Genomic DNA, 11,763 nt, shown 5'->3' on the forward strand with positions numbered 1-11,763 from the left:
TTCATCCCCTCGTTCATTCCGTTATGTTTGATGATTAACGATCCACTTGATGAATTAGCCTACTCATGTAAAATTCCATTTTACCGCTTGGAAGAGAGCCTCTCCCTTGTCGGCAAAAAAGCGTATTTCGTCACTCTCTGGGTGCGGAAAAATACGACTGGTGAACACTTCTTCCCCATCATTGATGAAAATCTCAACCGAAGATGTATCCACAAACAGATGAAGTTTGATATGATCCTTATCCCATGCACACTGCCGCACTTCACCATACTCAGCGGCTACAGGCTCACCCGATTGCGAACGGTCCAATACAAGTTTGCGGCTGACGGCGTTATATTTTATCACCGTTTTCTCCGTCTCACTCGCACGGAATTCGATACCAAATGCCTTCGCATCCAAAAGATCTACTTCACAGATCAGCTCATACGCTGTACCTTTAAATCCTTCATAGGTTTTGCTCTCTGAAGACAACGTATCAGCTACCCGATCCTCACTATTTCTACGCAATGTGGTTAGTTCTGGGATTGGCCGCTGCAAGAGTTTTCCCTCATGAAGCGTAAGTTCTCTCGGTAACGTCAGACAATGGGCCCATCCGTTCGGATCTGTCGGGTATTCGATATCCGGCAGCCCCATCCAGGCCACCATAATACGCCGCCCCTGCGGGTCAATCATCGTCTGTGGTGCATAGAAATCAAAGCCTCTATCGAGCTCGTGGAATGCGCCATGCTCCAGTGTTCTTGTCTCTGTATTCAGCAGTTTGCCGATGACGTAGCCCGATTGATAAATGTTGTGGTTTTCGTCCCCTGAAGGCTCCAAGCCCTGTGGAGAAAAGACCAAGACTCCTGCTCCGTTCAGTTCAAAATAATCCGGACATTCCCACATGTATCCAAACGATTCCAGCCCGGTGTTCAGTTCCCCCTCGAACTGCCAAGTATGAAGATCGGTTGAACGGTAAAGGACAACGCAGCCTGTTGAATTCGTTCTCTGGGCACCAATCACACAGTAGAAACTATCGCCGTCCTTCCACAGCTTGGGATCACGAAAATGATCTGTATAGCCTTCTGGTACATGGTCAATAACAGGATGCTCCCACTTGGTAATGCGACCGCTCTCATCCATTACAGCCATGCATTGATAAGGATGTCTAATCCAGTTTTCGTCTCTTGTATTTCCTGTATACATCATGTATAACTTGTCCTCATGCTCCAGCGCGCTGCCGGAATAAGCCCCATGCGAGTCGAAATCGTCCCCAGGTGTGATGCCAATGCCTGCACTATGCCATGTGACCAAATCTTTGGATTTCAAATGATACCAATATTTCATCCCATGATCGGTTCCGAGCGGGAACCACTGATAAAATAAATGGTATTCACCTTGATAATATGAAAATCCGTTCGGATCATTGAGTAAACCTGTCGGTGGCTGGATATGAAACGACTGTCGCCACTGACATTGCTCCACCTTTTTCTGCAAGCTCGCTATTTCACCGGGCTCTGCCTGCTCGATCAATCGATACTTTTGTTCTTTTGTCATTTTCATAGGTGTACCTCATTTTTTAAAAGCTTAGATTTAGGGAACCGGTTCCAAATTAACGAAAAAATATTATAATGGAACCGGTTCCTATACGATTAAAAAAACACTCATCCATGGATTTGCAACCGATTCCAATTGTGCAAGAGTAAAATGGAACCGGTTTCGAAGAAATTATAATCCACTTGTTTAGCGTTTGTCAACGCTTTCTCTTTCAATAAGGGAATAATCCATGACTGTCACTTGCTCTACCGTTTTATGTTCTACCAGCCGTACAATATTTTGTGCTGCTACACGTCCAGCCTCCATATACGGATATTGAACAGTTGTTAACGCAGGGTGAATGACCTCCGTAATATCGTATCCCCCAAAGCCAGTTACCGACAAATCCGACGGAATGGTAATTCCTCTGGAATAAGCCGCGTTGATTACCCCAAGCGCGATATTATCTGTAGCACACACCATTAACGATGGTTTGAATTGGTCCAAAATGGCGGATGCAGCAATCCGTGCATCGGACATTTTAAACCCGGTTTCATAGTATCTGATATCATATCCTGCGGCTCGCATCGCCTCGTCCGTATAACACGCAGCAGGTAATGCATCGCGAACAGCCTGCCTAAAGCCCTCTTTGCGTTGCACACCGACAGCAACATCCCTTTCAGTCACACCGACATAGGCAATTTCACGGTGGCCTTGTGACAGGACATATGCACCGATATCATATCCGGCACGATAATCATCATGGATAAGGCTATGGATCTGCTCATGTTGTTGGCCCACCAGCAATACCGGAATACTGATGTCTCGAATCGCGGTCAGATGGTCGTCTGTAATTTGAGCAGCCAGCAGAATGATACCTGAAATTTTTTGCCGTGCGAACTCATAGATCGCTTCGATTTCACGTTTTACATCCTGACTCGTATTAGAGATCAACATCTGGTAATGCTGGGAACGGAGCTCCTCGTCAATCCCCATTAACGTATGAGATGTGGCAAAAGAATCCAGCCGTGGCACGACGGTTCCGATAATGTTGGTTCGTTTTGCCTTTAGACTCTGGGCAAAGGTATTGGGCACATACCCCGTGGCTTTGACCACCTTTTCAATTTTACGTCTCGTATCCAGGCTGACAGACCCACCGTTCAAAAAACGGGATACCGTGCTCTTGGATACACCAGCCATTTGGGCTATATCTGCAATCGTCTTATTCATGAGGTCCCCCGGAGATTTTCATTTTCATAAGTGTTCAAAACTTCTCATTTTACATAAATCTATAATACCATATGGCGGGATTGGATTGCTGTAGCTCCAAACTCATCATACAAAAAAGCCGTCCCTTCCATGAAGAAGGAAACGGCGTTTCATGATGAACTGAATTTAAAAATCGAAGTTATCCGGATCTGGACCTACCCGAAGATTGGCATTTAACGCCTGAATTTGATCCATATCCTCACGCGTCAATTCAAAGTCAAAAATATCGGCATTTTCGACGATTCGATGTGCCTTGGTGGACTTGGGAATAGTGACGACTCCTTGCTGTACATCCCAGCGTAAAATCACTTGAGCCACCGATTTACCGTACTTGTTTGCTATGTCTTGCAGTACCGGATGATCGAGCAATTGGCCTTGCATGAGCGGGGACCAGGCTTCCATTTGGATGTTGTTCTTTTGACAGAATTGCAGCAGCTCGGCTTGAGTTAATTGCGGGTGGAATTCCACCTGATTGACCATTGGCTTGATTTCTGCATCCTTCATGAGATCTTCCAAATGATGAATTTGGAAGTTGCTGACTCCAATTGCCTTAATCCGTCCTTCTTTATACAAGGACTCCAAAGCTCTCCATGCTTCTTTGTACTTCCCTTGAACCGGCCAATGAATCAGATATAGATCCAGATAGTCCAGTCCCAACTTGTCTAGGCTTGCTTCATAAGCGGCTCGTGTCTCTTCATAGCCTAAATCTGCATTCCACACTTTGGACGTGACGAACAGATCTTCTCTGGATAGATTATTCTCCGAGAGGGCTTCCTGAATAGCCTGTCCTACACTGTTTTCATTCGCATAGATTGCCGCTGTATCTATACTGCGGTAGCCATGCTTTACAGCAGCCTTTACAGCATTAACCAGCTCTGAACCTTCCTCCACTTTAAATACTCCGATGCCAAACCAAGGCATACGAACTCCGTTGTGCAATGTTGTTGTGCTTTGTAGGTTTTGTGTCATTGTATATCTTCCTCTCTATTTTTTAAAAGTTTTAGCCTACCAAGGCGGTTGTATCCCTTTTTTCGAGCATACGACTCCAGGCTGTCAGTAGAACCGCAACAAAAACCATTACCCCACCGACCCAAGTCGTATGCATGAGACCCAGTGAATCCGTCACCATTCCTCCCACATATGCTCCAATTGCGATCCCTGCGTTGAAGGCCGCAATATTAACAGCAGAGGCGACATCGACAGCTTTGGGTGCAAAACGTTCGGCTAACATGACTACATATACCTGTAGACCAGGCACATTCATAAACGCAAGCAATCCCATAAAGAAAATCGTTATCAGACCTGCCGTTTGAAATGGCACGGTAAACCACAACAGAAACAGAATTACAGCTTGAATGAGAAACATGTAAAATAAAGCTGAAAGCGGTCTGCGATTCGCAGCTTTTCCACCAATAACATTCCCGATAGCAATGGCGATTCCATACAATAAGAGAATGAACGTTACCGTATTTTGTCCAAAACCGGTTATGTCATGAAGTAATGGAGATAAATAAGTAAACACGACGAATGTGCCACCATATCCCAAGGCAGTAATGATAAATGCAAGTAGCAAGCGACCATTCGTAACCAGTTTGACCTGCTCGCTGAAAGGAGTCTTATTTCCTTTTCGAAGCGTAGAGGGCAGCAGAATCAGATTGGCAATGAGGGCCACAACACCGACGACCACAATGGCCATAAATGCAGCCCGCCAACCCCATTGCTGCCCAACGTAGGTGCCCAACGGTACCCCTGTGACGGTGGCAACGGTCAAGCCAGAGAACATAATAGAAATAGCACTCGCCCGCCGATCATCGGGAACAAGGTCGGCCGCGATGGTGGACCCGATGGACATGAACACCCCATGGGAGAACGCCGAGATTACACGTGCAATCAGCAGCAGGGTGATTCCGCTAGAAACCGCAGCAAGGCTGTTGCCTGCTATAAATACAATCATGATCCACAGCAGCAGCGTTTTACGAGGAACACTCGATGTTAATGAGGTCAACACAGGTGCCCCAATGGTAACCCCTAATGCATACAGCGTTACGGTTAGTGCGGACATCGTTACGGATATGTGCAAGTCTTCAGCGATCAGGGGAAGCAGTCCTACACTGATGAACTCAGTTGTCCCAATGGCAAAGGCGCTTACGGCTAAAGCCAGTAATGGCCAGATACTTCGCTTGGATTCTGGCGACATGTTTTTCACTCCTATCTATAGTAATCTTCGACCAGCAGATGTTATTATGAGTTATTCAATCAATTATGAACAGTACGTACTTTTTAGTGATATAGGTACCAAAAAGTACCCTACTGGTGACATACACGGAGGGATCGGCATTGGGAAAGAAAAAATACAATATCTCTGTTGAGGCGACATTAGAGGTAATCGGGGGAAAATGGAAGTGTGTGATTTTGTGTCATTTGACCCATGGAAAAATGCGGACAAGTGAATTAAAGCGAATGATGCCTTCTATAACACAAAAAATGCTGACTCAACAGCTTCGTGAATTAGAGGAAGACGGCATTGTCAATCGAATTAGCTATAATCAGGTTCCACCCAAAGTGGAGTACGAGCTTAGTGAATATGGATGTAGTTTGAAAAGCATTTTGGATTCACTTTGTGCCTGGGGAGAAAGACATATTATTAAAGAATACGGGGATAAATCCGCGGTTTTGGAGGATAATATTCTGAATAAGCTGTAAAGTAAAAAAAAGCGTCTGCAATAGATCAGCAGGCGCTTTCTCTCTCTTAGAATTCCAAGAGTTACGAATTGGACATCATTTTATTTTGTGAAATCAATGACCATACGTCCTTGGATTTTGCCATGCTCCATCTCTTCGAAGATCTCATTGATGTCTTCAAGCGGACGTTTTTGTACAAGAGGTACAACTTTACCTTCTGCAGCGAACTGGAATGCTTCTTTAAGGTCTTCACGAGTACCGACCAAGGAGCCGATTACTTGAATGCCGTCCAGAACCAGACGCGGAATGTCGAGATCCATCTTATCAGTTGGAAGACCTACAGCTACGACACGCGCGCCAGCCTTTACAACGTCAATGGCTTGGTTGAAAGGTGTTTTGGCAACAGCAGTAACTACGGTTGCATCCAGACCAGCACCGTTCGTTAATTCCTTAGCTCGGGCGACTGGATCTTCTTTCATGCTGTTAACAATATAGTCAGCACCAATTTTTTTGGCCAGTTCGAGTTTTTCATCACTGATGTCAAAGGCTACAACTTTAGCATTGAACACATTTTTTGCGTATTGTACAGCCAGGTTACCCAAACCGCCAATACCAAAGATACCGATCCATTGTCCTGGTCTGATATCACTCACTTTAACAGCTTTATAGGTTGTAACCCCTGCGCAAGTTACACTGCTTGCAGCAGCAGGATCAAGATTATCTGGTACTTTGACCGCATAGTCAGCTGTGACAATACATTGTTCTGCCATTGCACCATCTACCGTGTATCCAGCATTTTTAACTTCACGACACAAAGTTTCTCGTCCGGTTAAACAATATTCGCAGTGACCGCAGCTTTCGAACATCCAGGCAATACTTACGCGATCGCCAACTTTAAGGCTGGTTACTCCTTCACCTAATTCAATGACTTTCCCAATACCTTCATGTCCCAGAACTCTGCCTGTGACATCACCGAAATCTGCATTTTTTACGTGTAAATCTGTGTGGCAAACCCCGCAATATTCAACTTGGACTAACGCTTCCCCATGTTTCAGGGAACGCAAAGGTTTCTCTTCTACACTAACTTTCTTGTCTTTTGTAACAATCGCTGCTTTCATGTAGATCTCTCCTTTGAGTGGATATGGAATTATTTTGTAATGCACACCCCACTATTATAGTTACTTCCCCCAAAGAGGACAAACAAATATTTCACCACTCCATTATTCTCTCTACACCCGGTAATAATAAGCAACCAGTTCTACCTTTTTCCTAAGTCCTTGTACCCTTGCAGGAACTTTGTACAATAATTTACAATGTAAAAAGTTTCACATAATCTATTTGGAAGAAGGATAAAGAAACATGAAAAAACACTGGAGAGGTTGCTTGTTCAGCATATTTTCCATAATCTTGGCATTGTCGGTAACAGGATGTACACCATCCGCCACTTCTAGTACTACTAGCGCAACATCATCATCATCCGCTAACAACGTACATGCAGTTGTTCAGAAAAGCCCGCACTGGTCCTACGAAGGGGATGAAGGACCCGAGCATTGGGGGGAGCTGGAAAAGGATTTTGTCGCTTGTGGTAATGGTCAGGAACAGTCTCCCATCAACATAGAGCATTCCCATCTGGAAGCTTCGCATACGCAGCAACCGCTACAGGTTCATTATTCAACCACTAAAGTATCCATACTGAATAATGGGCACACCGTCCAAGTCAATGCAGCTAGTCCCAGCAATGATATTGTCGTGGACGGCACAAAATTCACCCTAAAGCAGTTTCATTTTCATCATCCAAGTGAACACCAAATAGATGGTAAAAATGCTGAAATGGAGCTTCATTTTGTTCATCAAAGCGACACCGGAAGCACAGCCGTCTTAGGCGTTCTTATTCAAAGCGGCAAAGAAAACAAGGCTTTCAATCGCATCTGGTCCAAACTGCCGAAAGATATTTCCCAAGAAGCGGTTCTGGATGAGGATGTAAATCTCGCTGCGCTGCTGCCAAAAGACCTGCACTCCGTTCGCTACAATGGGTCGCTGACTACCCCGCCATGCACAGAACATGTGAATTGGACGGTATTGGAACAGCCTATTGAAATGTCGGCAGACCAGATTAATCAGTTTGCTGCCATTTTTCCCGATAACCATCGTCCTGTACAACAACTGGGAACCCGTGAGCTAAAGACCGATAAATAGTAAACTACAGCGTCCTAAGATATAAGGTTCTTACTATCTTTAAATACAAACAAGAAGCCTCCTCTGTTCATCTGAATAGAGGGGCTTCTTGTTATTAAAGGTGCTGCCTAGCTTACAATCGTTATAATCGCACCAGTTGCTCCACCTTCACCGGCTGGCCTGTACGTATAGAGCGGTTGGCGGCGATGCCTGTTAAAATGGACCATGCGCCGTCGATATGAGAGGCCGCACGATGGAACCGATCCTCTGCCGGCTTATCGAAAATATCCCGTAGCATGACTGGATCTCCTCCGCCATGTCCCCCCACGCCTTCCTCTACTTCGACCTCGTAAGGTGCTGCAAAGTGAGGATAGATCGTGAGGGTTTTCTCTTTTAACGCCCCCTCATCTGCCTTGCTGCCACCAGAATTGACATAGGATTGCTCGGATACCCGAACTTCCATCCGTCCCTTGGTGCCGTTAAATACGATGATAAAGCCCTCCCAAGGCATATAAGCGTTCAGTGAGTAGTTCATTACCGTTTTATTCTGATACTTCACCATGACACTCAGCGTATCCTCGATACTGATATTGTCGCCAAATACGCTTTGGTCCCGCACGTACCCATCCTCATGCTCCGCATCCAGATACATGTTTTTTAGATGTTCGTTACGATCCAAGTGTAAGGCAAATGGGTCATTTTCCGCCGCCTTGCTGCCGTAAGCGCGTTGATAGAACTCCGTCACGCCACGCTGCTCCGCATTCTCCCGGCCGTAAAATTTCAAGTCGCCCATCGCATATACCGTCTCCGGCTTTGAGCCAAGCCAGAAGTTCATCAGATCAAAATGATGCGTCGATTTATGCACCAGCAGACCGCCGCTATTGCGCTTGTCCCGGTGCCAGCGGCGGAAATAATCTGCACCATGCTGGGTATTCAGCAGCCATTCAAAATTGACTGACAAGATGTCACCCAGCGTCCCGTCCATGATAACCTCACGGATTTTCGTATTATGCGGGGCATAGCGATAGTTAAAGGTGACGCGCAGCTTCCGTCCCGTGCGGTCTATGGCATCCAGAATGTCTTGGCATTTGTCTTCGTCGACCGTCATCGGCTTCTCGGAAATGACATCACAGCCCAACTCCATCGCCCGGATAATATACCGATGATGCACCCGGTCAATGGTGGTGACGATGACGATATCCGGCTTCGTCTCCGCGATCATTCGGTCAAATTCGTGGGCTTTATAGGTTGGAATCGGATGGTGTTCGTATTTCTCCTGCAACAGCCGATTGGCATAATCCATTCTCGTCTGATTGACGTCACAGAACGCGACCAGCTCTGATGTATCTTTGAAAACGGTAACAACTTCACCGTAAAAAAATTCAGCTCTTCCTCCGGTGCCCACAAGCGCATATTTGATTTTAGCCAATTGGTTCACACCCTTTACATGAATTACTTATATTTTATAGTATAAGAAAGAGCAAAATCTTCACTTTTATTGTGAATTCATCCAAAAAGTATGCATATATTATTCTCATGAATGCTTTCATAAAGGAGAACGCTACTATGATCGCTACACCCCTTTTTGCCATCGAGCAAGCGCTTCGGATGGTGCCTTTTAGCATGTCTGCCGACCATGTCCATCAAGCGCATGAAATCTATTATCTGCTGGCAGGAGAGCGCTACTATTACATTAATCAACGTGTATACGCGCTACAAAAGGGCGATCTGATCTGGATTAGCAAACATGATTTTCACCGTACGAGTAACAAGGGGAGCGGCAGCCATGAGCGAATTTTAATCAACTTTGATGAAGCGTTTGTAGCCTCGTCCACGTCTGTTACTCCATCCAGCGATCAGAGCCACCTGCTTTTGCCTGAAAAAAGCTTTTTGCTTCGCCCCTCCGCGGAAGAACAACGCGAGCTGGAGCATCTGTTCCAGCAAATGCTGGATGAATACCATCAAGAGCATGCATACCGTCATATGTATCTTCAAAGCCTGTTGCTACAGCTACTGATCCGAATCCGCCGCATACAATCAGCGGCTCCTGACACCATAGCGCCGGAACGCAGCGAGCAGCAGCAACGTGTGTACTCGGTGATTGAGTACCTGCATGCCCACTATGCCGAGAAGCTGTCGTTGGAGCAACTGGCAGGACATTTTTATATTAGCAGCACATATCTGTGTCGCATCTTCAAGCAGACCACAGGCTTTACCCTGGTCGAGTATCTTCAGGATGTACGGGTCCAGCAGGCTCGGGCGTATTTGAAGGAAACGAACTGGAAAGTGACCGCCATTGCTGAAAAAACGGGCTTTGACAGCATCGCTCACTTTGGCCGTGTATTCAAGCATTTCACCGGGCGTACTCCGTTACAGTATCGGAAATCGTACAAAAAGGAGTAGGGAAACACCCCTACCCCTTGATGCCTGTTAAGGTAATGCCTTCAATAATTTGCTTTTGGGCAATGATGTAGACGATGAGCACTGGAACGACAGAGATGGTGGTGCCTGCCATCATCAGTGACCAATCGGCGGTATATAGTCCTTTGAAATTGTTGAGCAAAAGCGGAACTGTAAATTTCTCCGGTGTATTGAGATAGATCAGCGGATCAAGAAAGCTATTCCAGGCACCCAAAAAGGTGAAAATTCCGATCGCGGCCAATGCTGGACGAACGAGTGGCAGAATGACACTCCAGTAAATGCGAATGTATCCCGCTCCGTCCATGACTGCTGCTTCCTCCAGATCGCGTGGAATACCCATGACGAATTGACGGAGCAAAAACACCGCGAATGCATTAAACAAGGCTCCAGGTACGCTCAGCGACCAATGCGTATCGAGCCAACCGATACGATCCATCACCAAGTATAACGGAATCATCGTTACCTGCTTAGGCACCATCATCGTAGCGAGGAACAAAATAAACAATATATCTGAACCTGGAAAACGGATTTTAGCAAAAGCATACGCCGCCATAGAAGCGCTAATCAACGTTGCTGTCACGATGATAAACGTAATGTAAAAGCTATTCATGTACGCCTGCACGAAGGGCATTGCTTCCAGCGAAGCCGGATAGTTACTCCATACAAACGGATCGGGAATCCATTGCGGCGGAACGACAAAAATTTGAGAGATATCCTTTAGAGAACTGAGGATGGTCCACAGAAATGGAAAAAACATGATTAAAGAGCCGACAGCGAGCAGCACATGGCGCAGGAACATCCTGCCTCTGCAACTAATCTCCATAGTGCACCCACCTCTTTTGCATTTTAAATTGCAGCAGTGTAAATATGAGAATGATCACGAACAAAATCATTGCCGCTGCCGCACTTTCTCCCATCGTGAAATCTATGAATGCCTGATCGTAAATGTGATACACAAGCGTATAGCTTGCTTTGGCCGGTCCGCCGTTTGTCATGACGAACGCCTGATCGAACACCTGAAAAGAGCTGATGACCATCATGATGGTGACAAAAAAGGTCGTTGGTGACAATAGCGGCAATGTAATATACCTTAGCTGCTGGAACTTGCTGGCCCCGTCAATTTCGGCTGCCTCGTAATAGCTTTTGGAGATGCCCTGGAGTCCTGCCAAAAAAATGACCATGTTGTATCCCAGTCCCAGCCATATGCTAAGTAGAGCAATCGACGGGATCACCCAATGCGTATCGGTAAGCCACATTGGGCCTGTAATCCCAATCGCTCGCAGCAAGTGGTTTAAAATGCCGAATTCACCATTCAGTATCCACATCCAGATGACCCCAACCGATACCGAGCTGGTTACGACAGGCATGAAAAAAAACAAGCGATAGATTTCCCTGCCCTTTACTTTATTGAGCACGATGGCTACGAGCAGAGCCAACACAATCCCCACCGGGATGACCAGCACCATATAGTACACCGTATTGATAAGTGCCTTCCAAAAATCAGGATCAGATAATTGACCTTTAAAATTGTCCAAGCCGACAAACAAAGGTACCCCGAAACCATCCCAATTTACAAAACTTAAGTAAAACGCATACAGCAAGGGCAGCAGCGAAAAACATAACAGACCAAGAAACTGGGGGCCAATGAACAGATAGCCCCACAGCGCTTGATGCTTTTTCTGCATCTTGTCACCTTCCTCCCTG

At 46.0% G+C, this 11,763-nt stretch carries 11 protein-coding genes; 3 read left to right on the top strand and 8 right to left on the bottom strand.

The genetic code is table 11. From position 1 onward, the window contains the following. Positions 1 to 63: 63 nt before the first annotated feature. The 4 genes from C0638_RS06250 to C0638_RS06265 all read right to left on the bottom strand — a co-directional run bounded on the left by C0638_RS06250 (position 64) and on the right by C0638_RS06265 (position 4,978). Positions 64 to 1,539 (bottom strand): glycoside hydrolase family 32 protein, encoded by a 1,476-nt coding sequence (locus tag C0638_RS06250; protein WP_058712125.1) that lies wholly within the window; start codon positions 1,537 to 1,539, stop codon positions 64 to 66. A 180-nt stretch (positions 1,540 to 1,719) separates the two neighbouring features. Next, positions 1,720 to 2,742, bottom strand: coding sequence for a LacI family DNA-binding transcriptional regulator (locus tag C0638_RS06255; protein ID WP_025674350.1), 1,023 nt, complete (start codon positions 2,740 to 2,742; stop codon positions 1,720 to 1,722). Positions 2,743 to 2,907: 165 nt separating this feature from the next. Further along, on the bottom strand, positions 2,908 to 3,750 hold the full coding sequence (locus tag C0638_RS06260) for an aldo/keto reductase (RefSeq protein ID WP_025674348.1): 843 nt from the start codon (positions 3,748 to 3,750) through the stop codon (positions 2,908 to 2,910). A 31-nt stretch (positions 3,751 to 3,781) separates the two neighbouring features. Further along, the gene (locus tag C0638_RS06265; protein ID WP_058712124.1) at positions 3,782 to 4,978 is read right to left on the bottom strand and encodes an MFS transporter; all 1,197 of its coding nucleotides are present in this window, start codon (positions 4,976 to 4,978) and stop codon (positions 3,782 to 3,784) included. 140 nt (positions 4,979 to 5,118) lie between these two features. Here C0638_RS06265 and C0638_RS06270 point away from each other — a divergent pair, with 140 nt between their 5' ends. After that, positions 5,119 to 5,484 carry a winged helix-turn-helix transcriptional regulator gene (locus tag C0638_RS06270; protein ID WP_013368959.1) on the top strand — a complete coding sequence of 122 codons (366 nt, stop codon included), beginning with the start codon at positions 5,119 to 5,121 and terminating at the stop codon, positions 5,482 to 5,484. 80 nt (positions 5,485 to 5,564) lie between these two features. On the opposite strand, the gene adhP is transcribed toward C0638_RS06270, so the two are convergent. Further along, the gene (gene adhP / locus C0638_RS06275; RefSeq protein WP_013368958.1) at positions 5,565 to 6,581 is read right to left on the bottom strand and encodes an alcohol dehydrogenase AdhP; all 1,017 of its coding nucleotides are present in this window, start codon (positions 6,579 to 6,581) and stop codon (positions 5,565 to 5,567) included. 241 nt (positions 6,582 to 6,822) lie between these two features. Between adhP and C0638_RS06280 the strand changes: the two genes are divergently transcribed. After that, entirely contained in the window at positions 6,823 to 7,659 is an 837-nt protein-coding gene (locus C0638_RS06280; protein WP_058712122.1) for a carbonic anhydrase, read from the top strand. Positions 7,660 to 7,780: 121 nt separating this feature from the next. Here C0638_RS06280 and C0638_RS06285 read toward each other — a convergent pair whose 3' ends face one another. Then, on the bottom strand, positions 7,781 to 9,067 hold the full coding sequence (locus tag C0638_RS06285; RefSeq protein ID WP_058712121.1) for a Gfo/Idh/MocA family protein: 1,287 nt from the start codon (positions 9,065 to 9,067) through the stop codon (positions 7,781 to 7,783). 137 nt (positions 9,068 to 9,204) lie between these two features. On the opposite strand from C0638_RS06285, the gene C0638_RS06290 reads away from it, so the two are divergent. Then, positions 9,205 to 10,041: a helix-turn-helix transcriptional regulator gene (locus tag C0638_RS06290; protein WP_058712120.1), complete on the top strand. Its 837-nt coding sequence runs from the start codon at positions 9,205 to 9,207 to the stop codon at positions 10,039 to 10,041. A 10-nt stretch (positions 10,042 to 10,051) separates the two neighbouring features. On the opposite strand, the gene C0638_RS06295 is transcribed toward C0638_RS06290, so the two are convergent. Together C0638_RS06295 and C0638_RS06300 are read right to left on the bottom strand one after the other, a co-directional pair. Beyond that, positions 10,052 to 10,882 (bottom strand): carbohydrate ABC transporter permease, encoded by an 831-nt coding sequence (locus C0638_RS06295; RefSeq protein WP_058712119.1) that lies wholly within the window; start codon positions 10,880 to 10,882, stop codon positions 10,052 to 10,054. After that, complete coding sequence (locus C0638_RS06300) at positions 10,872 to 11,744, bottom strand: carbohydrate ABC transporter permease (RefSeq protein WP_013368953.1); 873 nt, start codon at positions 11,742 to 11,744, stop codon at positions 10,872 to 10,874. The genes C0638_RS06295 and C0638_RS06300 overlap by 11 nt, the downstream gene beginning before the upstream one ends. Positions 11,745 to 11,763: the final 19 nt, after the last annotated feature.

Source organism: Paenibacillus sp. lzh-N1 (assembly GCF_002872435.1).
Lineage (GTDB): Bacteria > Bacillota > Bacilli > Paenibacillales > Paenibacillaceae > Paenibacillus > Paenibacillus polymyxa_C.

Excerpts from the sequence above, each read along its gene's own strand:
- C0638_RS06290 (WP_058712120.1), top strand. The coding sequence starts at position 9,205 with ATGATCGCTACACCCCTTTTTGCCATCGAGCAAGCGCTTCGGATGGTG.
- C0638_RS06265 (WP_058712124.1), bottom strand. The coding sequence starts at position 4,978 with ATGTCGCCAGAATCCAAGCGAAGTATCTGGCCATTACTGGCTTTAGCC.
- C0638_RS06280 (WP_058712122.1), top strand. The coding sequence starts at position 6,823 with ATGAAAAAACACTGGAGAGGTTGCTTGTTCAGCATATTTTCCATAATC.
- C0638_RS06250 (WP_058712125.1), bottom strand. The coding sequence starts at position 1,539 with ATGAAAATGACAAAAGAACAAAAGTATCGATTGATCGAGCAGGCAGAG.
- C0638_RS06260 (WP_025674348.1), bottom strand. The coding sequence starts at position 3,750 with ATGACACAAAACCTACAAAGCACAACAACATTGCACAACGGAGTTCGT.
- C0638_RS06255 (WP_025674350.1), bottom strand. The coding sequence starts at position 2,742 with ATGAATAAGACGATTGCAGATATAGCCCAAATGGCTGGTGTATCCAAG.
- adhP (WP_013368958.1), bottom strand. The coding sequence starts at position 6,581 with ATGAAAGCAGCGATTGTTACAAAAGACAAGAAAGTTAGTGTAGAAGAG.
- C0638_RS06295 (WP_058712119.1), bottom strand. The coding sequence starts at position 10,882 with ATGGAGATTAGTTGCAGAGGCAGGATGTTCCTGCGCCATGTGCTGCTC.
- C0638_RS06300 (WP_013368953.1), bottom strand. The coding sequence starts at position 11,744 with ATGCAGAAAAAGCATCAAGCGCTGTGGGGCTATCTGTTCATTGGCCCC.